At 68.3% G+C, this 24,152-nt stretch carries 22 protein-coding genes; 13 read left to right on the top strand and 9 right to left on the bottom strand.

Annotation, left to right across the window (positions count from 1 at the left end; translation table 11 throughout):
- Positions 1–135 precede the first annotated feature (135 nt).
- Entirely contained in the window at positions 136–1,362 is a 1,227-nt protein-coding gene (locus HF877_RS12875; RefSeq protein ID WP_240952345.1) for an AI-2E family transporter, read from the top strand.
- 16 nt (positions 1,363–1,378) lie between these two features.
- On the opposite strand, the gene HF877_RS12870 is transcribed toward HF877_RS12875, so the two are convergent.
- Complete coding sequence (locus HF877_RS12870; RefSeq protein WP_169621558.1) at positions 1,379–4,357, bottom strand: SMC family ATPase; 2,979 nt, start codon at positions 4,355–4,357, stop codon at positions 1,379–1,381.
- Complete coding sequence (locus tag HF877_RS12865; protein ID WP_169621557.1) at positions 4,354–5,538, bottom strand: exonuclease SbcCD subunit D; 1,185 nt, start codon at positions 5,536–5,538, stop codon at positions 4,354–4,356. The genes HF877_RS12870 and HF877_RS12865 overlap by 4 nt, the downstream gene beginning before the upstream one ends.
- A 78-nt stretch (positions 5,539–5,616) precedes the next feature.
- On the opposite strand from HF877_RS12865, the gene HF877_RS12860 reads away from it, so the two are divergent.
- Together HF877_RS12860 and HF877_RS12855 are read left to right on the top strand one after the other, a co-directional pair.
- Positions 5,617–6,780 carry a DNA recombination protein RmuC gene (locus tag HF877_RS12860; protein ID WP_169621556.1) on the top strand — a complete coding sequence of 388 codons (1,164 nt, stop codon included), beginning with the start codon at positions 5,617–5,619 and terminating at the stop codon, positions 6,778–6,780.
- Positions 6,781–6,804: 24 nt separating this feature from the next.
- On the top strand, positions 6,805–7,728 hold the full coding sequence (locus HF877_RS12855) for a DUF6542 domain-containing protein (protein WP_169621555.1): 924 nt from the start codon (positions 6,805–6,807) through the stop codon (positions 7,726–7,728).
- Positions 7,729–7,761: 33 nt separating this feature from the next.
- On the opposite strand, the gene HF877_RS12850 is transcribed toward HF877_RS12855, so the two are convergent.
- A complete protein-coding gene (locus tag HF877_RS12850) occupies positions 7,762–8,760 on the bottom strand; it encodes a 4-hydroxy-3-methylbut-2-enyl diphosphate reductase (RefSeq protein ID WP_169621554.1) in 999 nt (332 codons plus the stop codon).
- A 78-nt stretch (positions 8,761–8,838) separates the two neighbouring features.
- Between HF877_RS12850 and HF877_RS12845 the strand changes: the two genes are divergently transcribed.
- From HF877_RS12845 to HF877_RS12835, 3 genes are read left to right on the top strand one after another with little or no spacing between them, the layout of a single operon-like run.
- Positions 8,839–9,522 carry a lipid droplet-associated protein gene (locus HF877_RS12845; RefSeq protein WP_169621553.1) on the top strand — a complete coding sequence of 228 codons (684 nt, stop codon included), beginning with the start codon at positions 8,839–8,841 and terminating at the stop codon, positions 9,520–9,522.
- Complete coding sequence (gene xseA, locus HF877_RS12840; protein ID WP_169621552.1) at positions 9,519–10,766, top strand: exodeoxyribonuclease VII large subunit; 1,248 nt, start codon at positions 9,519–9,521, stop codon at positions 10,764–10,766. Before HF877_RS12845 ends, xseA begins: the two co-directional genes overlap by 4 nt.
- Positions 10,767–10,792: 26 nt before the next feature.
- Entirely contained in the window at positions 10,793–11,047 is a 255-nt protein-coding gene (locus tag HF877_RS12835; RefSeq protein WP_346765138.1) for an exodeoxyribonuclease VII small subunit, read from the top strand.
- Positions 11,048–11,053: 6 nt separating this feature from the next.
- Here HF877_RS12835 and HF877_RS12830 read toward each other — a convergent pair whose 3' ends face one another.
- A complete protein-coding gene (locus HF877_RS12830) occupies positions 11,054–11,623 on the bottom strand; it encodes a DUF4245 domain-containing protein (protein WP_169621550.1) in 570 nt (189 codons plus the stop codon).
- A 183-nt stretch (positions 11,624–11,806) separates the two neighbouring features.
- Here HF877_RS12830 and glpX point away from each other — a divergent pair, with 183 nt between their 5' ends.
- Positions 11,807–12,844 (top strand): class II fructose-bisphosphatase, encoded by a 1,038-nt coding sequence (glpX, locus tag HF877_RS12825; protein ID WP_169621549.1) that lies wholly within the window; start codon positions 11,807–11,809, stop codon positions 12,842–12,844.
- Between the two features lie 84 nt (positions 12,845–12,928).
- Positions 12,929–14,347 (top strand): class II fumarate hydratase, encoded by a 1,419-nt coding sequence (locus HF877_RS12820; RefSeq protein ID WP_169621548.1) that lies wholly within the window; start codon positions 12,929–12,931, stop codon positions 14,345–14,347.
- Between the two features lie 21 nt (positions 14,348–14,368).
- On the opposite strand, the gene HF877_RS12815 is transcribed toward HF877_RS12820, so the two are convergent.
- Positions 14,369–14,968, bottom strand: coding sequence for an esterase (locus HF877_RS12815; RefSeq protein ID WP_169621547.1), 600 nt, complete (start codon positions 14,966–14,968; stop codon positions 14,369–14,371).
- A gap of 229 nt (positions 14,969–15,197) precedes the next feature.
- Here HF877_RS12815 and HF877_RS12810 point away from each other — a divergent pair, with 229 nt between their 5' ends.
- Positions 15,198–15,641, top strand: a complete 444-nt coding sequence (locus tag HF877_RS12810; RefSeq protein WP_169621546.1) for a limonene-1,2-epoxide hydrolase family protein — start codon at positions 15,198–15,200, stop codon at positions 15,639–15,641.
- Positions 15,642–15,692: 51 nt separating this feature from the next.
- A complete protein-coding gene (locus tag HF877_RS12805; RefSeq protein ID WP_169621545.1) occupies positions 15,693–16,124 on the top strand; it encodes a carboxymuconolactone decarboxylase family protein in 432 nt (143 codons plus the stop codon).
- A gap of 87 nt (positions 16,125–16,211) precedes the next feature.
- Here the strand turns inward: HF877_RS12805 and HF877_RS12800 are convergent, their stop codons facing one another.
- From HF877_RS12800 to HF877_RS12790, 3 genes are all read right to left on the bottom strand, one after another.
- Positions 16,212–17,492: a PhoH family protein gene (locus HF877_RS12800; RefSeq protein WP_169621709.1), complete on the bottom strand. Its 1,281-nt coding sequence runs from the start codon at positions 17,490–17,492 to the stop codon at positions 16,212–16,214.
- A gap of 329 nt (positions 17,493–17,821) precedes the next feature.
- Entirely contained in the window at positions 17,822–19,117 is a 1,296-nt protein-coding gene (gene glyA, locus HF877_RS12795; protein WP_169621544.1) for a serine hydroxymethyltransferase, read from the bottom strand.
- A gap of 94 nt (positions 19,118–19,211) precedes the next feature.
- Positions 19,212–20,402, bottom strand: coding sequence for a DUF885 domain-containing protein (locus HF877_RS12790; RefSeq protein ID WP_169621543.1), 1,191 nt, complete (start codon positions 20,400–20,402; stop codon positions 19,212–19,214).
- A gap of 174 nt (positions 20,403–20,576) precedes the next feature.
- Here HF877_RS12790 and coaA point away from each other — a divergent pair, with 174 nt between their 5' ends.
- Positions 20,577–21,509: a type I pantothenate kinase gene (coaA, locus tag HF877_RS12785; RefSeq protein ID WP_169621542.1), complete on the top strand. Its 933-nt coding sequence runs from the start codon at positions 20,577–20,579 to the stop codon at positions 21,507–21,509.
- Positions 21,510–21,526: 17 nt separating this feature from the next.
- Here the strand turns inward: coaA and HF877_RS12780 are convergent, their stop codons facing one another.
- Positions 21,527–22,294, bottom strand: a complete 768-nt coding sequence (locus HF877_RS12780) for an isoprenyl transferase (RefSeq protein ID WP_169621541.1) — start codon at positions 22,292–22,294, stop codon at positions 21,527–21,529.
- A gap of 159 nt (positions 22,295–22,453) precedes the next feature.
- Here HF877_RS12780 and HF877_RS12775 point away from each other — a divergent pair, with 159 nt between their 5' ends.
- Positions 22,454–23,125: a hemolysin III family protein gene (locus HF877_RS12775; RefSeq protein WP_169621540.1), complete on the top strand. Its 672-nt coding sequence runs from the start codon at positions 22,454–22,456 to the stop codon at positions 23,123–23,125.
- A 75-nt stretch (positions 23,126–23,200) separates the two neighbouring features.
- Positions 23,201–24,130 (top strand): mechanosensitive ion channel domain-containing protein, encoded by a 930-nt coding sequence (locus HF877_RS12770; protein WP_169621539.1) that lies wholly within the window; start codon positions 23,201–23,203, stop codon positions 24,128–24,130.
- The last annotated feature ends 22 nt before the right edge of the window (positions 24,131–24,152 follow it).

Genomic DNA, 24,152 nt, shown 5'->3' with positions numbered 1-24,152 from the left:
CGAGAGTGCCACGAACGGGGACTCTCGGTCGGGCAAATCCGACAACCCGCTCATGCTCGGATTCCGGGCGTGGTGACCGTAGATTTACGGACGTCGGGCACGTCGACTCGCACAGACATGTCGGAAGGACCAGCGTTGACCGAATCGAAATCCAGCCCATGGGGTACGAACCCCGCCTCGACATCGTCGAAGACTCCTGATCGGGCCACCCTCATCGGTGCCGGCGGAATGTGGCTCGCGAAGTGGTCCGCGATCCTTGTCGTGATCGCTGCGGGTGCCCTCGTGCTCGGCTGGATCATCCAGAAAATGTGGGTGATCGTGCTGCCGGTCGCCCTCGCGATCGTGGTCTCGACGATTCTGTGGCCGCCGACCCGGGCGATGACCAAACGCGGGCTCCCACCCGCACCGGCCGCGTCGATCACGCTCGTGCTGTTCTTCGCGATCGTGGGCGGCATCATCGCCGGCATCGTGCCGTCGGTGGTCAACCAGGTGCCCGATCTGGCCAACAAGGCCACCGAAGGCATCAACACGGTCCAGGACTGGGTGAAGGGCCCGCCCATCAACCTGCAGGACGAGCAACTCGACAACGCCGTGGACGCGGTGGTCGAACGTGTCCAGGGCAGTGCTGCCTCCATCGCCGGGGGCGTGTTCTCCGGGGTCACCACCGCCGGGTCGCTGCTCATCACGTTCGCACTCGTCCTGGTGCTGTCGTTCTTCTTCATCAAGGACGGACCGCGTTTCCTCCCCTGGCTTCATCGGGTCAGCGGCAGGACTGCCGGGCGGCACCTCGAAGAGGTCCTGACCCGGATGTGGATCACCCTCGGCGGGTTCATTCGCACCCAGGCCGTCGTGAGCCTCATCGACGCGGTGTTCATCGGCATCGGCCTGGTGATCCTCGGTGTACCGCTCGCGCCGGTGCTGGCGATCCTCACGTTCATCGGTGGATTCGTCCCGATCGTGGGTGCCTTCGTTGCCGGTGCCCTGGCCGTGCTGGTCGCGCTCGTCGCCAACGGGTTCACCACGGCTCTCATCGTGCTGGCACTCATCATTGCGGTGCAGCAGATCGAGGGGAACGTCCTGCAGCCCGTTCTCCAGTCGCGGAGCATGAATCTGCACGCGGCCGTGGTGCTGCTCGCGGTCACTGCCGGATCGTCGCTGTTCGGCATCGTCGGTGCGTTCCTGGCGGTGCCGGTGGCTGCGGTCGCCGCCGTCGTGATCCGCTACATCGGCGAGCAGATCGACAGTCGCTCGGCCGAAGTCGATCCGGACGACGCGACGAAAGCTCTGCCCGCTCCCGGCGACGCCTCGGCGCCCGATCCGAACGCCTCCACCGGGCCGGAGCCCGAGCCGGATCAGAAGTGACGGACGCTCCTGCGGGTCAGCTCGCGACCTGAACAGTGGATCCCGACCGGCCGCGGATGACGTGCAGCCGGCTCGGGATCCGCTGCCGCATCTCGTCGACGTGGCTCACCACCCCGACGACCCGGCCGCCGGCGCGCAATTCGTCGAGCACCCCCATCACCGCATCCAGAGAGTCCGCGTCGAGGGTGCCGAACCCTTCGTCGATGAACATCGTGTCGAGGACCACTCCGCCGGCTTCCGCTGCGACGACGTCCGCGAGCCCGAGGGCCAGCGCCAGCGACGCCTGAAACGACTCACCTCCGGACAGGGTTTTCGTCGACCTGACCACGCCGGTGTATTCGTCGTGGATGTCGAGCCCCAGGCCACCGCGTCGACCACGGGTGTCGGCCGCGTCGGAGTGCACGAACTCGTACCGGCCGCCCGACATCCTGCGCAGTCTCTCCGACGCGGCCTCCGCCACCTCCTCGAGACGCGCCGCGAGGACATACGAGCGCAGCGACATCTTCTTGGCATTGGAGCCGCCACCGGCCACGACGTCCGCGAGGTCGGCGAGTTCGGCCTGCTCGTCGCGGAGAGGGACGAGTTTCGCGTACGCCTGCTCGAGACGCGCCGTGTAGGCGTCGATGTCGAGGTACCGGCGGGCCGCCTCGGTGGCGGCAGCGTGCGCCCGGTCGAGCGCGGCAGCGCCCGCGGCGACCGCTGCCCGCGCCCCGGGCACATCGGCCGTCTCGTCTCCGGTGAGAACGGCTATCGCAGGCTCGGCGAGCGTGGCCTGCGCGACCGCCCGTTCGTTGTCGGCCGCTCGGAGCACACGATCGATCTCGTCGATCCGCTCCCCCGGCCGAAGTGCCGCACGTGCGGCGTCGAGGTCGGCGAAACCGGCCTCGGTCGCGGCGGCGAGCGCCGCCGCGGACCGCTGCTCGGCGACCTTCCTGGCATGGGAGGCCGTCGAGCGCGCGTCGAGCAGCGCGGTCGCGGCGGCGGCGAGCTCAGCCGCCCGGCGACGCCTCGGCGTGAGGGAGTCGGCATCACCGACCGCAGCGGTGATGCGGTTGCGGACCTCCGCGGCCTCGGCGGAGAGCACCGCGGTGCGGCGGTCCAGGTCTGCGAGTTCGGCCTCGACGCGGCGGATTCGTTCGTCGAGGTCGGTGGCGAGACGGTGCAGTTCGTCGACCGCGGCGCGACGCCGCACCAGATGTTCGGCGAGCGCTTTCGCCGCGTCGTGTGCGTAAACCGCGTCGGCGTGACGGACGGTGAGATCCTCGACCGGAACGTCGCCGCAACGCTGACGCAGCACCGCAACGGCCCCGGAGATCTCGGTTGCCGCGGTCCGCGCGTCGGCGAGCGCTCGCTCCGCGCGCTGTTCCGCAGCCTGTGCGGCGGCCTCGTCGTTCTTCGTGACCGTGTCCGGCGCCGGGACGGCGGGAGCGGGATGCTCTGTGGCACCGCAGACTTCGCACGGCTCGCCGGCCGTGAGCCGGGCCGCCAGTTCGGCGGCCATTCCCTCGATGCGGCGACGCCGGATGTCGAGATGCGTGTCGCGGGCGTCGTTGAACGCCGAATGCAACGTCAGCACCCGTTGCTGTGCTCGCTCGAGGTCGGTGCCGAGCGCGGCGAGTTCGACTGCGGCACCGAGAGAATCAGCGGCGCGGTCGCGGGCGGAGACAAGTCCCGGGACGGACGCGGCAGCCTGCTCCGACTCACTGACCGCGGCGGCCGCGGCAGCGAGCCGGTCGGGTAACGCAGCGCGCTCGGCGACCAGTGTCGTGTGGTTGTCGCCGAGGGCGCGGCGCCGCTCGGCCACGCGACCCAGGTCCGCCTCGATCGTTGCCACCCGCCGATGCTGCTCGAGCAGATCGTCGAGCCGCGCAACCTCCGCCGACCACTGTTCGCACCGGGGCCGGATCACGGCGCGGTCGGTGTCTGCGGGAACGTCACCGATCTCTGCCAGCAGTGCCCGGCCTTCGTCGTGTTCCTCGAGCGGAGCGCGGGCAGCGCGCGCCGCGTGGGCAGCAGCCTCCGCGTCCGCGACGGCCCGCGCCGCATCGAGATCGACGACCGAGACCGGAACCGCACGGCGCGCGGCGTCGCGCTCGCTGCGCAACCGCTGCCGATCGGGTTCGGAGGCCGTCAGCGTGTCGAGCACTGTGAGGGCGCCGGTGCGGCGATGCAAATTCTGTTCCAGCGCGACGGCGGTGTCGAGCGCGCGGCGGTTCTCCGCGTCGACTTCTCGGGCGCGTTCGAGGACCGCAGCGGCGGCATCGCGAGTGTCGGCGGCTTCGGCGGACAGTCGGTGTGCCCACTCGACCGGGTCCGCGTCGGCTCCCGCCTCGATACCCGCGGCGGCGGCCACCTTCGCGGCCAGAAGATCGACCGTTTTCTGTTGTTCGGCAAGGAGTTTGCCGCCCGTGCCGCGGCGGTCGCGGAACCACTGCTCGACATCCCCGAAGCGGGTCGTGTCGAACAGTCGCTCGAGCAGCTTGCCGCGCTCGTCGCTGCCCGCGCGCAGGAACTTCGCGAACTCACCCTGCGGCAGAAGCACCACCTGGAAGAACTGTTCGGCGCTCATCCCCAGCAAGCCCTTGACGGCGTCACCGATGTCGGGGATCCGGGACAGGTTCTCGCCCTGCCCGTCGAGCCAGGTCAGTGTCGCCTTGGCCTGCTGCTTGACGGTGCCGGTGCCCCGCATCTTGGGACGTTCGTATTCGGGACTGCGTTCGAGGACGATCCGCCGACCCGAGATGGTGGCTTCGAGCCGCACCCGCGGTGCGACACCGGCCGGAGCGTGGTCGGAGAGGAGGCGCCGGCCGTCGGCGCGGGCCCCGGGAACGGTGCCGTACAAGGCGAAGGCCACAGCGTCGAGGATCGATGTCTTGCCCGCGCCCGTCTGTCCGTGGAGGAGAAACAAGCCGTCGGAGCCGAGCTCGTCGAAGTCGATCTCGACGGTGCCGGCGAACGGGCCGAACGCCGTGACCTCGAGCGTGTGGAGTCTCACGCGGGCACATCCGTCCGGGCGCGGTCGGCGCCGGGCAGTACGTCGCCGACGCCCTGCTTGCGGTCGGCGTCGCGCAACGCCTGGCCGATCCACCCGAGCTCACGAGCCGACGGTGCGGAGCGCACGTCGCCGAGGAACGCCTCGGCGATCTGCACGTCGCTGCGACCGCGCACCTTGTCTCGGTAGGTGCCTTCGGAGAAGGACGCGGGACGCTGCCACTCGACGTGTACGGCGTGCGGGAACCGTTCCTGCAGTTTGCGCATCGCGTCGAGGGGACGGACCGGGTCGGTGAGTGTGGCCGAGACGTAGTGCTCGGTCGCTTCGGCGTAGGCGGGATCGCCGAGCAGCGTGTCGAGCGTGCCCGTCAACTTGGTCAGCGGCCGGACCACCGGCAGGTCGATGCGTTCGACGGACCGGAGACCGGTCTCGTCGAGGTCGGCGATCCACACCGCTTTGCGGTGGGTGCGTTCACCGAAGGAATAGGGCAGCGGAGATCCGGAGTACCGGACGTGCTCCGCGACGGTCTGCGGCGAATGCAGATGCCCGAGTGCCACGTAGTCGGCGCCGGCGAACGACGCGGCAGAAACCGTCTCGACACCACCGACGGAGATCGATCGTTCGGACCCGGTCGGCTCGGCACCGACCACGAACGCGTGCGCGAGCACCACGGTGCGCCCTCCACGCTGCGCGGCGTCCTCCCGCACGCGGCGCATCGCGGCATCCAGGATCTCCTGGTGCGAACGCGCTGTGGGCACACCGAGTTCGGCGCGGGTGATCTCGGGCTCGAGATACGGAAGGCCGTAGAACGCGACCGGACCGTGCCGGTCCTCCAGGACGACGGGGTGCTCGATCTGCGACACCCGGGTGATCAGGTGCAGACCGCCGTGCGCGGCGAACGCTGCTCCGGCTCCGAGCCGCACCGGCGAATCGTGGTTGCCCGAGGTGGCGACGATGACCGCACCGGCCGCGCGGATGGCCTCGAAGCCCGCATTGCACACCGCGACCGCGTCGGAACTCGGGATCGAACGGTCGTAGACGTCGCCGGGCACGACGACCACATCGATGTCCTGCTCGGCGACGAGGCCTGCGATCGCGTCGAGGGCACGACGCTGGTCTGCGAGAAGGTCGACACCGTGGAAGGTGCGCCCGATGTGCCAGTCGGAGGTGTGCAGGATGCGCATGGACACCGACGGTAGAGCAGCGTTCCGACACCGCCGGGTTCCGGGCGGGTGTCGGACGGATGCGGCATCATGCGCCACATGACCGCACTCACGGCACTCGGACTGCTCGTGGCCCTCGTTCTCGGCGCCGTTCTCGGGTGGCTCGCCCGCGCTTCGCGCGACGGTGAACGTGCGGCGCGGGCCGAGTCCGAGCTCGCCGCGTTGCGCGGGAACGAAGCACAGCTGAGGCAGTCGCTGGCCGCGGTGAGCGAGGACGCCGCACGGCGCCAGTCCGGTGCGATCGGCGAGCAGGTGTCGCGTCTGGTGGATCCGCTGCACGACGCGGTGGGCGCCCTGGCCCGGCAGGTCGAGCAGGTCGAGCGGAGCCGCGTGCACGCGTATGCCGGGCTCTCCGAGCAGGTCGAAGGGATGCACCGGGTGTCGCAGCTGCTCTCCACCCGGACGCAACAGCTCGTCACCGCGCTCCGGGCACCGCAGGTTCGCGGACGCTGGGGTGAGATCCAGCTCGAGCGCGTCGTCGAACTCGCCGGGATGGTCCGGCACTGCGATTTCGACACGCAGGTCGGCAAGGACGGTGTGCGCCCCGACCTCGTCGTCTACCTGGCGGGCGGCAAACAGATCGTGGTCGATGCGAAGGTGCCGTTCGCCGCCTACCTCGATGCCGCCGAAGCCGATGATCCCGCCGAGCGCACCAAGCACCTGACCCGCCACGCGCGCCAGCTACGCACCCACGTGGACCAGTTGTCCGCCAAGGCCTACTGGGAGTCGTTCGACCCCAGCCCCGAGTTCGTCGTGCTGTTCGTCCCGGGCGATCCGTTTCTCGATGCCGCGCTGGGCGCCGCTCCCGATCTGCTCGAGTACGCCTTCGCGCGGAACGTCATCCTCTCGACCCCCACGACGCTCGTGGCGCTGTTGCGCACCATCGCGCATACCTGGAGGCAGGAGGCGCTGTCCCGCGACGCCGCGACGATCCACCGGCTGGGCCGCGAGTTGTATCAGCGTCTGGGCGCGGTCGGTTCCCATCTCGACCGCCTCGGGTCACAGCTGGGCAAGGCAGTCGAGACCTTCAATGTCACGGTGTCGTCGATGGAGACGAGGGTGGGAGTCACAGCCCGCAAGCTCCACGACTTGGAGATCTTCGACGGCGACGTACCCGAGATACGACGGGTCGACGCCTGGCCGCGCCGGAGCACGCAACAGGGCAGAACGGAATCCGACGGTCCTGTCGACGAAGCAAGCTGACGCCGCCGCGCTAGTGTTTAGCTCGTGTCTGCAACCCAACGTGCCCGCTCGGCGGTGCCGCTCGACACGCGGTCGTTGATTTCGACGGTGCCGGGCGTGCCGTGGTGGGGTGCGCTCACCATCGCGGCGGGGTCCACCGCCGTCGGGATTCTGATCGACGCCGCGCGTGGCAACGAACTCACTTCCGCGTTCACCGCCTTCTACGTGCTCGGATGCATCGCGGCAGTCGTCGCGGTGCGCCATCGTGGGCTGTTCACCGCCATGGCACAACCGCCGCTGCTTCTCATGGTGGCGGTCCCCCTGGGCCAGGAGATCATTTCGACGGGAAGCTCGTCGGGCCTCAAAGACCTCCTGCTCAACGTCGCGTACCCGCTGGTGAACAGGTTCCCGGCCATGCTTCTCGCCACGGTCGTCGCGCTCCTGATCGGCGGTTTCCGCATCTACGCCGCTCAGCAGAGCGCGGGAGGAGCACGTTCGCGTGCCCCGCGGCAGCGCGCACGTTCGGCATCGAGGACACGTGCCGCAGGTCGCCGGACGGCAGATCGCGACAGCGAGCCGAGACGGACACGCAGCGCTCCGCGTACGACTCCCAGGTCCGCCAAGCCCCCGGCTGCGGCGGGCGCCGCGCCCGTGCGCAAGGCACCGCCGCCGACCGCATCGGTACGCGACGTCACCGACAGCCGGGCCGAACCCGCGCCCAGACGCCGCCCTGCCCCGGACGGCGACGGTGCGCGCGCCGTCGACCCCGCGCCGCCCGTCGCACGCACGCCACGGCGCCCGCGTCCGCCTCGCACAGATTTCGTGCCGCCGGCCGACGAGCGCGCCCCGCGCCGCCGTCCGCCGGCAGCCGAGCCGGTCCGCAGGGAGCCGCGTCCGGCCGTCGCACCGCATCCCGCGCCGGCGTACGACCCGCCGCAGGTGCGGTACCGCGACCGCTACGAAGACTGATCCGGGCGGACCGCTACGCGGATCGGCCGACGGTCAGTGGCGCGCCGCGCGCAGCTCGCGCGGCAGGGCGAACACCAATGTCTCGTTGGCCGTGGTCACCGACCGCACGTCGTGGAAACCGTGCTCGTCGAGCAGATCGACGACGCCCTGGACCAGGATCTCGGGCACCGACGCACCCGAGGTGATGCCCACCGTCTCGACGCCCTCGAGCCATGCCGGGTCGACTTCGCGGGCGTAGTCGACCAGGTAGGCCGCACGCGCACCGGCATTGAGCGCCACTTCGACGAGACGCACCGAGTTCGAGGAGTTGCGTGACCCGACGACGATGACGAGGTCGCACTCGGGGGCCATGGCCTTCACCGCGACCTGCCGGTTCTGGGTGGCGTAGCAGATGTCGTCGCTCGGCGGATCCTGCAGCTGCGGGAACTTCTCCCGGAGTCGCTGCACGGTCTGCATCGTCTCGTCCACGCTGAGCGTGGTCTGGGAGAGCCAGATGACCTTCTCCGGGTCACGGATCGTCACAGAATCCACGGCGTCGGGTCCGTCGACGAGCTGGACATGCTCGGGGGCCTCGCCGGCGGTGCCTTCGACCTCTTCGTGGCCCTCGTGGCCGATGAGCAGGATGTCGTAGTCGTCGCGCGCGAACCGCTTGGCTTCCTGGTGGACCTTGGTCACCAAGGGGCAGGTCGCGTCGATGGTGCGGAGTTCACGTTCTGCGGCGGACTGGTGCACTGCCGGTGACACACCGTGTGCCGAGAACACCAGCACCGATCCCGGCGGAACCTCGTCGGTTTCGTCGACGAAGACCACACCACGATCGGCGAGAGTCTCGACGACGTGCCGGTTGTGCACGATTTCCTTGCGGACGTACAGGGGTGCTCCGTACTTGTCGAGGGCCTTCTCGACCGTTTCGACAGCCCTGTCGACACCGGCGCAGTAACCGCGCGGTTCGGCGAGGAGCACTCGTTTGCCCGAGGCCGCGCTATGGGCCGATCGAGTGATCCCGACTTCGAGTGGAACAGACGCAGACATACCACCAGAGTACGGGCCGGGTGATCCCCGGGCCCGGCTCGGCTACCAATCATGCGGTTCATCGGGCAGGCTTGAGGGATGATCCGTCCACCGTTCATGGCACGGGTGGCCGCCGGCATGGCCGTCACCGCCTACGAAGAGACCCTCAAACTGCCGAGTACCGCTGTCTCGCTTCCGATGACGACGGTGAGCCAGATCCTTCAGACGACGATGCGGTTTCAGCAGGTGCTGACGTCGCTGGCGATCAAGGGCGATCATCTTTTCGAATCTCTCGGCGCACGCCCCGAGGAGAACCCGGAGTGGGCGGTGTTCGACGAGTCCGCTCCATCGGACACGAACACCGGCAGCGGCGCAGGTACCGGCACGAACGGTGAGGGGTCGGCCACCCCCGGCCGCTTCGCCCTGTATTCGACACCGCCACCGGTTGCCGACGACGAACCAGCCCCCTCCGCCGCCGAGAAGCCCGCGTCCGAGGGGGCGGCACCGGCGCCGAGGAAGCGTGCGGCGAAGAAGGCCGCCGGCAAGTCTGCCGCTGCGAAATCCACCGCCACGAAGACCGCCGCCACCAAGACCGCCGACGTTCCCGAGATCGTCGAGTATCTCGACTACGACTCGCTGACGCTCGCGCAGTTGCGCGCGCGTCTTCGTACCCTCTCGGCCGAGGATCTCACCGCTCTGCTCGACTACGAGACCGCACACGCGGCGCGCGCCCCGTTCATGACGATGCTGTCGAACCGGGTCACGACCGTGCGTGACAAGTGACGGCGGCGCAATCCGCGGCGCGGCCCAATTCTCCGGAGAATCCGTGGCCGGTCCGCACCGTCTCGCAGAAGGTCGCCGGGTGGATCGATCGGCTCGGCACCATCTGGGTCGAAGGCCAGGTCACCCAGATCAATGCGCGCCCGGGCACCCGGACAGCGTTCCTGACCCTGCGCGATGCCTCCGTCGACATGTCGTTGCCGGTGACGTGCTCCCCTCAGTTGCTGCAGGACTCACCGGTGCCGGTCACCGAGGGCAGCCGCGTCATCATGTTCGGCAAGCTCACCTACTGGGCGGGCCGCGGCACCCTGTCGCTTCGGGTCACGGAGATCCGCGCCGTCGGAATCGGTGAACTGCTCGCCCGCATCGAACGGCTGCGGAGTCTGCTGGCAGCCGAGGGACTGTTCGATCCGCGGCTCAAACGGCCGCTGCCGTTCCTCCCCCGGCGCATCGGTCTGATCACGGGCAGGGCCAGCGCCGCCGAACGCGACGTGGTGTCGGTGGCTCAGCGACGCTGGCCCGCGGTACAGATCGACGTACGGCACACCACTGTGCAAGGCCCGACCGCTGTACCGCAGATCCTGGACGCACTCGAGGCGCTGGACGCGGACCCTGCCGTCGACGTGATCATCCTCGCCCGCGGCGGAGGCAGCGTGGAAGATCTGCTGCCCTTCTCCGACGAGGCGCTGTGCCGGGCCATCGTGGCCTGCACGACCCCCGTGGTCAGTGCCATCGGACACGAGCCCGACAGCCCGCTGTCCGATCACGTCGCCGATCTGCGAGCCGCGACACCCACCGACGCGGCCAAGCGTGTGGTCCCCGATGCCGTCGCGGAGCAGATGCTGGTCGACGAACTGCGGGCCCGCTCGGCGTCGGCGCTGCGCAGCTGGGTGCGGCGGGAAGAACACGTGATCGCGCAACTGCGTGACAGACCGGTGCTGGCCGACCCGTTCCGCGCCCTCGATCGCCGGCACGAGGAGATCGACAGGCTGCGGGAGGCCGGGCGGCGCGACATCGGGCGGACGATCGCGATGGCGTCGTCGACGCTCGAACACATGCGCGCCCGCTTGAGCACGCTGGGACCGGCTGCGACCCTGGCACGCGGGTACGCCGTCGTGCAGCGGGTCGTGCCCGGCGGAACCCCCGAGGTGGTGCGTTCGCTGGGCGAGATGCCCATCGGCACCCAGCTCCGGGTGCGGGTGGCCGACGGCGCCGCCCGGGCTGCGGTCATGGGACACGAAAAATGACGAATACGAGAACTGAGGCAAGAACTGTGGACGACGCCAACGCCGACGTGCGGGAATTCGGCTACGAGCGGGCGCGAGACGAACTGGTCGGCGTCGTGAAGATGCTCGAGCAGGGCGGACTCGATCTCGACGAATCCCTTCAGCTGTGGGAGCGCGGCGAAGCGCTCGCCAAGCGCTGCGAGGAGCATCTTGCCGGTGCCCGTGAACGTGTCGAGAGCGCGCTCGCCCACGCGGACGATCTCGACTCGGACGAGGACGCCGACGAGTACGACGAGGAGTAGGCCCGCTCAGGGCACGATCGGCTCGGCCTGACCCGCGGCGGTGGCCAGGGCAGTCAACTCGGCCTCGTCGCCTGATCCGCCGATCAGGATGCGGACATCTCCGAAGTCGGACACCCACAACGGTTCGACGCCTTCGCCGCCGTAGACGACCCATTCGCGTCCGTCGACCTCGCGGAGGTCGGTGACGGCGCGCGAGCCTCCGGCGACGAACGACACGAGTTCGGTCTGGCCCGCGTTCGACTGGGTGAACCTGACGTACCGGCCTGCCGGCGTGATGTACCCGACGGTGCTCGAGTCGCCGCCTTCGGCGCCGGAGATGATGCTGCGGCTACCCGAGTTGGCCTGCCAGTCGTCCGGGACCTCCGGCTGACGGATCGGGAAGCCGAGTTCCTGCGCGTCGTACTGCAGACCTGCATCGACGTCGAACGACGGCACCGGACCGGCGGTCGGCCCACCCGGACTGAACGAGCACTGGCTGGCGATCGCAGCGATGAGAAGACACAGCGCGACCAACGGAATCAGCGACCAGGCCATGTCGCGGGAGTCGTTCAGGATGCGGGGTTTGTCGGATGCCACGCATCCAGTCTGACAGCCCGATGCCGGGCGTGCCGACGCCGCCCGGGTCCGGCAGCCTGCGCGACCGGCGGTGGTGAGACAATCAGGACGCGATACACGTATCGGATCGTGCGGGCGCCGAACGGCGGCCGCCCACGTGCCGGCGCCCCGCGTCGACCGAAAATCTTCAGGAGGCAGTAGCCCATGACGGCCAGCACCCCATCTCGTCGCGAAGCTCCGGACCGCAACCTCGCACTCGAGTTGGTGCGTGTGACAGAAGCAGCGGCGATGGCTGCGGGTCGCTGGGTGGGACGCGGCGACAAGGAAGGCGGCGACGGAGCCGCCGTCGACGCGATGCGCCACATGGTGAGTTCGGTGTCCATGCAGGGCGTCGTCGTGATCGGCGAGGGCGAGAAGGACGAAGCGCCCATGCTCTACAACGGCGAAGAGGTCGGCAACGGCGACGGCCCGGATTGTGATGTCGCGGTCGACCCGATCGACGGCACCACGCTGATGGCGAAGGGCGCGCCGGGCTCGATCGCGGTGCTCGCGGTCGCCGAGCGCGGCTCGATGTTCGATCCGTCCGCGGTGTTCTACATGAACAAGATCGCCGTGGGCCCCGAGGCTGCCGATGTGATCGATCTGTCCGCCGGCGTCGCGGAGAACATCCGCCGGGTCGCGAAGGCGAAGAACCGCGCGGTCTCCGACACCACCGTCATCATCCTCGACCGTCCGCGGCACGCCGAGATCATTCGTCAGACCCGGGAAACCGGCGCGCGTATCCGGCTCATCTCCGACGGCGACGTCGCCGGTGCGATCGCGACGGCACGGCCGGACTCCGGGGTCGACATGCTGCTCGGCATCGGTGGTACCCCCGAGGGCATCATCGCCGCGGCGGCGCTCCGCTGCATGGGCGGCGAACTGCACGGGCAGCTCGCTCCGACCGACGACGACGAGCGCCAGAAAGCCCTCGACGCCGGCCACGATCTCGACCGGGTCCTCACGACCCGCGAACTCGTCACGGGCGAGAACATCTTCTTCTGCGCGACCGGCGTGACCGACGGCGACCTGCTCAAGGGCGTGCGCTACTACGGTGGCGGCGCGACCACGCAGTCCATCGTCATGCGAAGCAAGTCCGGCACGGTCCGGATGGTCGAGGCGTACCACCGTCTCGAGAAGCTCGGTGAGTTCTCGTCCATCGACTTCCACGGAGTCGAGGGCGCTGCGCCTCCGATGCCCTGATCTCGTCTGTGGTGCGGGGCGGTTCGACGGAGTGTGTCGTCGTGCCGCCCCGCATCGCTGCTGTGCCGGGCATACGGTGGATTCATGACCGACACATCCGAACAGTCTTCCCAGCAGTTCCGCATCGAGCACGACACGATGGGTGAAGTCCGGGTTCCGGTGGATGCCCTGTGGCGGGCCCAGACTCAGCGTGCCGTCGAGAACTTCCCGATCTCGGGTCGCGCACTCGAACCGGCGCAGATCCATGCACTGGGCCTGCTCAAGGGCGCATGCGCCCAGGTCAACAAGGATCTGGGGTTGCTCGATCCCGCGAAGGCCGACGCGATCATCGCCGCCGCGAACGAGATCGCCGCGGGCAAGCACGACGACCAGTTCCCGATCGACGTGTTCCAGACGGGGTCCGGCACCAGCTCGAACATGAACACCAACGAGGTCATCGCGTCCCTGGCGAACCGGGCCGGGGTGGACGTGCACGCCAACGACGACGTCAACATGTCGCAGTCCTCGAACGACACCTTCCCCACTGCGACGCATGTCGCGGCGACCGAAGCGGTCGTGAAGGATCTGATTCCCGCACTCGAACACCTCCGCGCTGCACTGGCCGCGAAATCCGAGGAGTGGCGCACCGTCGTCAAGTCCGGTCGCACGCATCTGATGGATGCCGTGCCCGTGACACTCGGACAGGAATTCGGCGGCTACGCCCGCCAGATCGAAGCGGGAATCGAGCGACTCGGAGCGACGTTGCCGCGGCTCGGTGAACTGCCCATCGGCGGTACCGCGGTGGGCACCGGCCTCAACGCACCCGCGGACTTCGGTGTACGTGTTGTCGCAGAGCTTGTGAAGGCCACGGGCGTCGAGGCGCTCCGGCCCGCACTCGACAGTTTCGAGGCGCAGGCGGCACGCGACGGACTCGTGGAGGCGTCGGGCGCGCTTCGCACGGTCGCGGTGTCACTTACCAAGATCGCGAACGATGTGCGCTGGATGGGGTCCGGCCCGCTGACCGGTCTGGGAGAAATCCGCCTTCCCGATCTGCAGCCGGGCAGTTCCATCATGCCGGGGAAGGTCAATCCGGTTCTCCCGGAAGCGGTTACGCAGGTGGCCGCGCAGGTGGTCGGCAACGATGCCGCAATCGCGTGGGGCGGTGCGGGTGGCGCGTTCGAACTCAACGTCTACATCCCGGTGATGGCCCGCAACCTGCTCGAGTCGATCCGCCTGCTCGCCAACGTCTCCCGGTTGTTTGCCGACCGCTGCATCGAAGGACTCACCGCCAACGTCGAGCGTCTGCGCACCCTCGCCGAGTCGTCACCGTCGATCGTGACGCCGCTCAACTCCGCGATCGGGTACGAGGAGGCCGCGGCTGTGGCGAAGGAGGCACTGAAGGAAGGCAAAACCATCCGCCAAGCCGTGGTGGACCGCGGCCTGATCGGTGAGAGCCTCAGCGAGGAAGAACTCGACCGCCGCCTCGACGTCCTCGCGATGGCGCGCGTCGAACGCGAGAACTGACCCCGCCGGCGCGGGCGCGCGTCATTCCTGGACGACTTCGGTGGCACCGTCGATGTAGGTGATGTAGCCGAACTGGAAATTGCTGCGGAACCCTCCGGGAACGACTTCCTCGTCGCTGATGGGGAAGCCGAGTACGCCGCCCGCGCCGCCGTCTGCCTCCCACGCGACACGGATCTCGCCCCACACGATGTGGGCATCGGTGTCCGGGCTCCAGGCGATGATTCCGCCGTCGAACTCGGCGACGTAGCCGTCACCGACCTCCTCCTGGTTACCGGTCGCATTGCCGAGCGGACTCTCCGCGCCTCCGACCTCCATGTACTTCGCGAGGATCGGTCCGCTGAGTTCGACCTCCTCGCCGTTCGGTCCGGGCACGGCGCTCGACTGGTCGGCGGCCGGTTCGGACGGTTCGCCGGAACCGGTGCTCTCGGCATCCTCGCCGGCGGTGATCGACTCGACCGCGCTCTGCGCCTGCGACCCGACGCTTTCGGCTGCGGATCCGACGGCACTGGTCGCGCTCCCGACCACGTCCGATGCGGAGTTGTCGTCCCCGCAACCGACGGCTACCAGTCCGACGGCAGCAACTGCCGCAGCGATGGACGCACTTCGTCGTGGAATTCTCATGGCGTCGCTCCTCGAAGGCTCGCAGCCCCGACACTCGGCACTGCCGGAAGTTCGGACTCACACCGAGTTCCAGGGTGCCCGATCCCGACGACGAAATTGGCATTTCCGCCGATTCGACGAGCGGTCCCGATCGACGACGCGAGGTCTCGGCTCCCACTAGGCTTCGACGCAACCCGACCCCGGATACCGGGACGCCGACGGATCTCGCGCCATCCGTACAAGGAGACACATGACCGAGAACAGCACGACAATCCCGACCTCCGGCGGCTCCATCGTCACGGTCCAGAGTTTCCTCGACGCGCTGGCGTCGGGGGAACTCGACACCGCGACGGATCTGCTCACCGACGACATCGCATGGCACAACACATCCCTCCCGACCGTGCGCGGCCGCACCCGGGTACGCGGAATGCTCCACGGAATGGCACGTCCGTGGGTCGGGTTCGAGGTCGTGACCCACCACATCGCGACGGACGGGGACGTCGTCCTCACCGAACGGACCGACATCTTCCGATTGGGGCCGGTCGAGATCGGTTTCTGGGTGTGCGGCACCTTCCATCTGCGCGACGGACGGATCGCCGTGTGGGACGACCACTTCTCCCCCGGCAACATGGCGCTGGGAGCACTCCGCGGGCTTGTCCGTGCTGCGGCCGGTCGCCGGGCGGTCGCGGCATAGAATTCTGCGGTCATCGAACCGGTCGGTGACAGGCCGACAAGGAGCAGTGCCATGACCGACGCCGAGTACACCCCGGGTTTCGCAGCGGGACTCGAGATCCGGCGCGAAGTGATGGGAGACGACTTCGTCGAGCGGGCCTTCGGCCGCGCTCGCGGCACCGACTCGGAGGAGATGCAGGAGTTCGTCACAGAACACGCGTGGGGCGCGGTGTGGTCGCGGCCCGGTCTGGATCGACGTAGCCGCAGCCTGCTCAACCTCGGCATGCTCATCGCCCTGCGCGCGGAGAACGAGTTGCGCGGGCACGTTCGCGGCGCCCTGCGCAACGGCCTGTCCCGCACCGAGATCGTCGAATCGGTCATCCACTGCAGCGCGTACTGCGGCGCTCCCGCGGGATTGGCCGCGATGCGCGTGGTCCAAGAAGTCCTCGAAGCCGAATTGGGACCGCTGACCGACACCGACACCGACACCGACGAGACCCGATAGCCGGATGCCCCGTTCCCTCGGCAGGAGGAAACGGGGCATCGGGCCGGTCACCTGTGCGGTGCGCCGCAGGGCCACCGCACGCCGTCTTCACACTCCCGGCGCGAACTCCTCGAGCATGTCGGTCACGAGTGCCGCGATCGGCGACCGCTCGCTGCGTGTCAGGGTGACGTGCGCGAACAGCGGGTGACCCTTGAGCTTTTCGATGACCGCGGCGACACCGTCGTGCCGTCCCACACGGAGGTTGTCGCGCTGGCCGACGTCGTGGGTGAGCACGACGCGTGATCCCGCCCCCAGCCGCGACAGCACCGTCAGCAGAACGTTGCGTTCGAGGGACTGGGCCTCGTCCACGATCACGAACGAGTCGTGCAGCGACCTGCCGCGGATGTGCGTCAGGGGAAGCACTTCCAGCATGCCGCGGCTGATGACCTCGTCCATCACCGCGGGGCTCGCGAGACCTTCGAGGGTGTCGAACACCGCCTGACCCCACGGGTTCATCTTCTCCGCTTCCGATCCCGGCAGGTACCCCAACTCCTGGCCGCCCACGGCGTACAGCGGCCGGAACACCACCACCTTGCGGTGCGAGCGACGCTCGAGCACCGCGTCGAGGCCTGCGGTCAGCGCGAGCGCGGACTTCCCGGTGCCCGCCTTGCCGCCGAGCGAGACGATGCCGATGGACTCGTCCAGCAGCAGGTCCAGCGCGACCCGCTGTTCCGCGGAACGCCCGTGCAACCCGAATGCCTCCCGGTCGCCGCGCACCAACTGGACCCGCTTGTCCGCCGTCACCCTGCCCAGCGCACTCGACGAACCTCCCAGAAGACGAATTCCCGTGTGGCACGGCACGTCCCGAGCCTCATCGAGATCGACGACGCCCTCGGCGAACAACTCGTCGATCACCGTCCGATCCACGTCGAGTTCGGTCATACCGGTCCACCCCGACGGGACGACGTCCTGCGCGCGGTACTCGTCGGCCGTCAGCCCCACGGCACCGGCCTTGACGCGGAGCGGGATGTCCTTGCTGACCAGCGTCACCTCCCGGCCGTCACCCGCCAGATTGAGCGCGCACGCCAGGATCCGCGAATCGTTGGTGTCGGTGCGGAAGCCCGCGGGCAGGACCGCCTGATCGGTGTGGTTGAGCTCGACGTGCAGGGTTCCGCCGGACTCCCCGATGGGAATCGGCTGGTCGAGCCGGCCGTATCGCTGTCGCAGGTCGTCGAGCAGCCGGAGCGATTCGCGGGCGAACCATCCCAGTTCGTGATGGTGACGTTTCCCCTCGAGTTCGCCGATCACGACGAGTGGAAGCACCACTTCGTGCTCGGCGAACCGGGTGACCGCCCAGGGATCGGAAAGCAACACCGATGTGTCCAGCACGTAGGTACGAACGAGGGGTTTCGTCGCTGGGGACGCACTCGGGCGTTCGGAGCGGGGGGAGACGGAGCGTGTTGCGTTCACGTGAGGCTCCTCGGTCTGCACGGCACCGCGGCAGACGTCGTTCGGTGGGCCGGTAGTCCCTGGTGTCGTCACGACCACGAGAGCCTGGTGCCGGCCCCCTCGCTCGGACTGTGTCAGCCACACGATCAGGGACCTCCCGCGTACCCGGCACCTGCGCCGACTACACCCCCGACGCTAAACCCGACACGCCCCCTCCGCCGGGTAGCGGAGGGGGCGTGTCGATGAAAATTACGTTAACGCGGAACCGGTCAGACGAGCTTCCAGTCTTCGAGTCCCTGGTACAGCGGCAGATCCTGCGCGAGCTTGCTCACGCGAGCCCGCAGCGCGTCCTTGTCCGCGTCGCCGACGAGCGTCTGCGCGATGATGTCGGCAACCTCGGTGAACTGCGCGTCGCCGAAGCCCCGGGTCGCGAGCGCGGGGGTTCCGATGCGCAGGCCGGACGTGACCATCGGGGGCCGCGGGTCGAACGGCACGGCGTTCCGGTTGACGGTGATGCCGACCTCGTGGAGGAGGTCCTCACCCTGCTGGCCGTCGAGCTGCGAGTTCCGCAGGTCCACGAGCACCAGATGCACGTCGGTGCCTCCGGTGAGCACGGAGATGCCCTTGTCGGCGACGTCGGGCTGCGACAGGCGGTCGGCCAGGATCCGCGCGCCGGACAGGGTGCGCTGCTGGCGGTCCTTGAACTCGTCGCTCGCGGCGATCTTCAAGGAGACGGCCTTCGCGGCGATGGCGTGCATGAGCGGTCCGCCCTGCTGGCCGGGGAACACCGCGGAGTTGAGCTTCTTGGCCCACTCCTTCTTTGCGAGGATCAGGCCCGAGCGCGGACCGCCGAGCGTCTTGTGCACGGTCGTGGAGACGACGTCCGCGTAGGGCACGGGCGACGGGTGCAGGCCTGCGGCGACCAGTCCCGCGAAGTGCGCCATGTCCACCCACAGGTAGGCACCGACCTCGTCGGCGATCGCGCGGAACGCAGCGAAGTCTTCGTGGCGGGGGTAGGCGGACCAGCCGGCGACGATGACCTTCGGCTTTTCGCGCAGGGCGATGTCGCGCACCTCGTCCATGTCGATGCGGTGGTCTTCCTTGCTGACCCCGTAGGACGCGACGTCGTACAGCTTGCCGGAGAAGTTCAGCTTCATGCCGTGCGTGAGGTGACCGCCGTGCGCGAGGTCGAGCCCGAGCAGCTTCTCTCCGGGGTTCATCAGGGCCATGAGCACCGCGGCGTTGGCCTGGGCGCCCGAGTGGGGCTGCACGTTGGCGAATTCCGCACCGAAGAGTTCCTTGGCGCGGTTGCGGGCGAGGTCTTCGATGATGTCGACGTTCTCGCAGCCACCGTAATAGCGCCGGCCGGGGTAGCCCTCGGCGTACTTGTTGGTCAGGACGCTGCCCTGAGCCTGCAGGACGGCGCGCGGCACGAAGTTCTCCGACGCGATCATCTCGAGGGTGTCGCGCTGGCGCGACAACTCCCCTGCCATGGCCTCGGCGACCTCGGGATCGAGGTCGGCGAGTGCGGCGGTGTTCATGTCGTTGCCGGGCACAGCGGTCATCGAGAATTCTCCAAGCGAAGGGCGGCAGGATACGTATTCCAGTCTACGAACCCCGTCGACCCCGTCGGACGGCGGACCCCGGTCGAGACGCAGGTCACCGCAGGCTGCTGGGCACGAGAGGTTCGTCGAGAAGCCGGCGGAACCGCTCGGCACGGTCCGCTCCGGCAGGAGCCCGGTCGAGCCACCCGCCCAGCAGGCGGTATCCCTCGACATACGTACTGATGTAGGCACGCCACAACGGAGACGACAGGAATCGCAGCGCCTGCCGGGCACGTTGCGGGCTCGACAGCGACCAGCGCTCGAGGAACCCGGCGACCTCGTCGACGTCGCGGCCACGGTCGTGCAGGAGAAGCGCCGCGTCCTGCCGCACCGACAGCAGGCCCGCCGACGCGTCGTGCAGTTGTTCCGCGAGTTCGCCGTCGAACCGAAGGCCGAGATCGGCGTAGATGTCCTGCGCCCACTTGCCCCAGCCCGGTCCGACGATCGCGTCGAGCGCGAGGTCGGCGAGACCTTCTGCCATCAGGCACTGAGGGGTGTTGACGAGGAACAGCGTCTGCTCGGCCTGGCCGGCCGCGACGAGTCCGGCCTCCTTGCGGCAGTGCTCGGTGTGGTGCCCCGGGTACGACTCGTGGGCGATCAGGTGCGGCAGGTGCGGCATATGTTGCTCGAGGTCGGAGTTGATCGCCACCCGCGACCGGTAGTCGCCGAGGTAGTAGTTGAATCCGGACCACGGCTTGTCGCCGACGACCTCGTACTCGACTCGTTCGGTGTCGGGCAGGGGATACACCGCGCGCACCTTCTCGCGCAGCGCACCGGAGAAAGCCTCCACACACTCTGCGAGGCGATCGGCGGGCACCACCTCGGATGCGCGGTGTGCCTGGAGACGTTCGGCCAGCGGCCCCGGGCCGGGGAGAAGGGCGTCGAGGCGCCGGTGCGCGTCGCGATAGTCGTCCTCGTTGCCGGGGGCGATCCGCACGTCGAAGTACGCCTCGACTTCGTCGACGAATCCGATGTCCTCACCTGCGAACTTGCGGGCGGAACACTCCATCGCGCGCAGGTGCACCTCGAGAAATCGGGTGCGCTCCTCCGGCAACGATGCCGACGGAAGTTCCTCGCGCAGACGACGTGCCGTGTGGGATAGGTCACGGGGATCGGGCCGGGGGGCGTTCTCGATCCGCCGGCGCAGTTCCGGATTCCCGGTATACGCATCGACGAATCCCTCCTCGAGGCGGTCGAAAGACAGCCCCAGCAGCAGGTATTCGGTAACGACGTCGTCCGTTCGCATAACGTGCAACCCTAGTCCCCCACTCGTCCTCCGGAGGCGGTCCGGGGCGCACGACGGGACCCCGACGAGGCATCGCGCTGTGTCTGCGAGCACAATTCGTTCCATGGACATGCATCGCCGCTCCTGCTCCGTGGGAGGTACCGACGAGTCACCCGTCGTCGAGGGACGGTGCCGATGGCTCGCCTGAGCGAACCCAGCCCCTACATCGAGTTCGATCGGAAGCAGTGGCGCACACTGCGGAAGTCGACGCCGCTCGTCCTCACCGAGGACGAATTGATCGGGCTCCGGGGACTCGGCGAGCAGATCGACCTCGCCGAGGTCGCGGAGGTGTATCTTCCCCTCGCCCGCCTGATCCATTTGCAGGTGGCCGCGCGTCAGCGGCTGTTCGCCGCGACCGCCACCTTCCTCGGAGAGAAGCACCCGGACCAGCAGGTGCCCTTCGTGATCGGTGTTGCGGGATCGGTCGCGGTGGGCAAGTCCACCACCGCGCGCGTGCTGCAGGCGCTGCTCGCGCGCTGGGAACACCATCCGCGGGTGGACCTGGTGACCACCGACGGATTCCTGTATTCGTCGAAAGAACTGATGCGGCGCAACATCATGCACCGCAAGGGCTTTCCCGAGAGCTACGACCGGCGCAAACTCCTTCGGTTCGTCACCGAGGTCAAATCCGGTGCCGAGGAAGTCACGGCGCCGATCTATTCACACATCTCGTACGACATCATTCCCGGCCAGTACCACATCGTCCGGCAGCCCGACATCCTCATCATCGAGGGCCTCAACGTGCTGCAGACCGGGCCCCGGCTGATGGTCTCCGACCTCTTCGACTTCTCGATCTATGTCGACGCCCGCCTCGAAGACATCGAACAGTGGTACGTAGAGCGGTTTCTCGCGCTCCGGAAGACGTCGTTCGCCGATCCCCAGGCGCACTTCCACCACTACGCGAACTTCTCCGATCGCGATGCGATCAGCGCCGCGAAAGAGATCTGGCACTCGATCAATCTGCCGAACCTGGTGGAGAACATTCTGCCGACCCGTCCCCGCGCGACGCTGGTGCTGCGCAAGGATTCCGACCACTCGATCAACAGGCTGCGACTGCGCAAGCTGTGACGGCCGGGGGCGCGGACTCAGATGCCGAAGCGCCGGTGCCGGGCCGCGTAGTCGCGCAGTGCGCGAAGGAAATCGACGCGCCGGAACTCCGGCCAGTACGCCTCGGTGAACCAGATCTCGGAATAGGCGCTCTGCCACAGCAGGAAGCCCGAGAGGCGCTGCTCCCCCGAGGTGCGGATGACGAGATCGGGATCGGGTTGCCCGGAGGTGTAGAGGTGGTCGTCGACAGCTTCGACGGTCACCGATTCGATGAGATCGGTGCCGGTGAGACCCTCGGCATTCTTCGTGCGCAGCAGAGACTGCACTGCGTCCACGATCTCCTGCCGGCCGCCGTATCCGACGGCCACGTTGACATGCGTCCCGGTGCGTCCAGCGGTGCTCGCGGCCGCGTCGCGAAGCCTCTTCGCGTGGTCCTCCGGCAGCAGATCGGGCGCCCCGACGATCTTCACGCTCCAGTTCTGGCCCGGCGCCGAGATCTCCTCGACGACGTCGGCGATGATTTCCAGAAGGACGTCGAGTTCTTCCGGGTCGCGGCGCAGGTTCTCGGTCGAAAGCAGGTAGATCGTCGCCGTGTCGATCCCGGCCGCGTCACACCAGCCGAGTAGTTCGGCGATCTTCTTCGCGCCTTCACGGTGACCGTGGCTGACATCGGTGAACCCGTTCTCCCGGGCCCACCGGCGGTTCCCGTCGCACATCACCGCGACATGACACGGGCGCTGTGCGCCCTCCAGTTGCCTGAGCAACCGGCGCTCGTAGAGTCGGTACAACACGCCTCGAGCGCTCACCCCGTCATCACCACGTGGGTCACATTACGCCCACCCGAGTGACGGGTCGCGGCGGTGGTCACACTGCCGGTCGCGACGCTTCCACAGGCGGTATCGTGACCTCGAACTCGACCTACGGCACCGTAGGTTACCTGCGAGTCGAGAAGGTGGGGCGTCCTCATGACGGCTTTCGGCATCGAAGAACTGCCGGTCAAACCCCGTATGCGGGGATGGATTCACCTGTGGGCTTTCACGATCGCCGTGGTCGCAGGGATCACCCTCGTCCTCGCGTCGGTCTTCCTCGCCGATCGGCCGGACGCGGTGTGGCCGACCGCGATCTACAGCGCTACGGTCTGCGGCGTCTTCGGAGTGAGCGCGCTCTATCACCGGGTCCATTGGACCGATCCCGGCGCGCGCATGTGGATGAAGCGAGCCGACCACTCGATGATCTTCGTCTTCATCGCCGGGAGTTACACGCCGTTCGCCGTGCTGGCGTTGCCCGCCGAGACCGGCCGGACCCTCCTCGTCGTGGTGTGGGCGGGAGCGCTCGCGGGCGTGGCACTGAAGATGCTCTGGCCCACCGCGCCCCGATGGGTCGGCGTTCCCCTCTACCTGCTGCTCGGCTGGGCCATCGTGCCGGTCGCGGGCGACCTGGTCGACGAGGCGGGACTGGTGCCGATGCTGCTCCTGCTGGCAGGCGGTCTGCTCTACAGCGCAGGAGCCGTTCTCTATGCGACGAAATGGCCGGATCCCTGGCCCTCGACGTTCGGGTATCACGAGTTCTTCCATGCCGCGACGGTGCTCGCCGCGCTCTGTCATGCCGTCGCGGTGTGGCTCGTCGTGTTCGGCTGAGCGCTCCCGCTGGGCTCACGTGTCACATCTCACAGCAGGCGCCCCACAAGTCACAGATTTGTACACTCGCGAACAATGTCTATGCCGAACCTGCCCGGCTGGAGCCTGGCCTTCGAACTGACCGAGACCAACCGCGAGTGGCTCATCGAACGCCCGTTGGCGATCGTAAGCTACATCGTCGCGGCGATCGTGCTCCGCTTCGTGTTGCACCGCCTGATCGACCGGATGACCAAGCCTCGCGACCCCTCGAAGGGGCCACGGCTCTCGATCCTCAAGCCGCTGCAGCAACGCGCAGGCAAGGCCGTCGGCGACCCGCACGCGCGCGAACGCCGGACGCAGCGCGCGCAGACCATCGGCTCGGTCTTCAAATCGGGTGTGTCGATCATCGTGCTGGTCTGGGCGGTGTTGCAGACGCTCGACAGTCTCGGCTTCAACGTCGCACCGTTCATCGCCTCCGCCGGCATCGCGGGCGTTGCGCTCGGTTTCGGTGCACAGAACCTGGTCCGCGACTTCATCTCCGGAATGTTCATGCTTCTCGAGGACCAGTACGGCGTGGGCGACGTGGTGGACGTGGGCGACGCCGTGGGCACGGTGGAATCGGTGGGTCTGCGTGTGACCACGATCCGCGACATCGACGGCACCCTGTGGTTCTGCCGCAACGGCGAAATCCTCAGGGTCGGCAACATGAGCCAGGGACACGCGGTCGCCGTGGTCGACATCCCGATCGCGCCGACGGCCAACGTGCACCGGGCCTGTCAGGTGGCGCTGCGTGCGGTGCTCGACCGGGTCGAGGGCGACGACATCGTGGCCGACGTGCTCGACAAGCCCGAATTGCTCGGGGTCAACTCTGTGAGCGCCGGTGTCGTGACGCTGCGGCTGACGGTGCGGGTGCGTGCCGGCAAGCAGTGGGGCGTACGTCGCTCGCTCACCCGTGCCGTACTCGAGGCGTTCGATAAGGAGGACATCGACTCGGCGTCGGTGATGCTCACGCCCGCACACACCTGACCGGCGACGCGCGGGTGCGCAT

The sequence above is a fragment of the Rhodococcus sp. BL-253-APC-6A1W genome (genome assembly GCF_012843405.1).
Classification (GTDB): Bacteria; Actinomycetota; Actinomycetes; order Mycobacteriales; family Mycobacteriaceae; genus Rhodococcus.
This window is presented reverse-complemented; position numbering and strand designations above follow the sequence as displayed.

Bases quoted from the DNA above. Each gene is read 5' to 3' on its own strand.
- HF877_RS12850 (WP_169621554.1), bottom strand. From the start codon at position 8,760: ATGTCTGCGTCTGTTCCACTCGAAGTCGGGATCACTCGATCGGCCCAT.
- HF877_RS12790 (WP_169621543.1), bottom strand. From the start codon at position 20,402: ATGCGAACGGACGACGTCGTTACCGAATACCTGCTGCTGGGGCTGTCT.
- HF877_RS12775 (WP_169621540.1), top strand. From the start codon at position 22,454: ATGACGGCTTTCGGCATCGAAGAACTGCCGGTCAAACCCCGTATGCGG.
- glyA (WP_169621544.1), bottom strand. From the start codon at position 19,117: ATGACCGCTGTGCCCGGCAACGACATGAACACCGCCGCACTCGCCGAC.
- HF877_RS12805 (WP_169621545.1), top strand. From the start codon at position 15,693: ATGACCGACGCCGAGTACACCCCGGGTTTCGCAGCGGGACTCGAGATC.
- HF877_RS12820 (WP_169621548.1), top strand. From the start codon at position 12,929: ATGACCGACACATCCGAACAGTCTTCCCAGCAGTTCCGCATCGAGCAC.
- HF877_RS12865 (WP_169621557.1), bottom strand. From the start codon at position 5,538: ATGCGCATCCTGCACACCTCCGACTGGCACATCGGGCGCACCTTCCAC.
- coaA (WP_169621542.1), top strand. From the start codon at position 20,577: ATGGCTCGCCTGAGCGAACCCAGCCCCTACATCGAGTTCGATCGGAAG.
- HF877_RS12860 (WP_169621556.1), top strand. From the start codon at position 5,617: ATGACCGCACTCACGGCACTCGGACTGCTCGTGGCCCTCGTTCTCGGC.
- glpX (WP_169621549.1), top strand. From the start codon at position 11,807: ATGACGGCCAGCACCCCATCTCGTCGCGAAGCTCCGGACCGCAACCTC.
- HF877_RS12810 (WP_169621546.1), top strand. From the start codon at position 15,198: ATGACCGAGAACAGCACGACAATCCCGACCTCCGGCGGCTCCATCGTC.
- HF877_RS12815 (WP_169621547.1), bottom strand. From the start codon at position 14,968: ATGAGAATTCCACGACGAAGTGCGTCCATCGCTGCGGCAGTTGCTGCC.
- HF877_RS12845 (WP_169621553.1), top strand. From the start codon at position 8,839: ATGATCCGTCCACCGTTCATGGCACGGGTGGCCGCCGGCATGGCCGTC.
- HF877_RS12770 (WP_169621539.1), top strand. From the start codon at position 23,201: ATGTCTATGCCGAACCTGCCCGGCTGGAGCCTGGCCTTCGAACTGACC.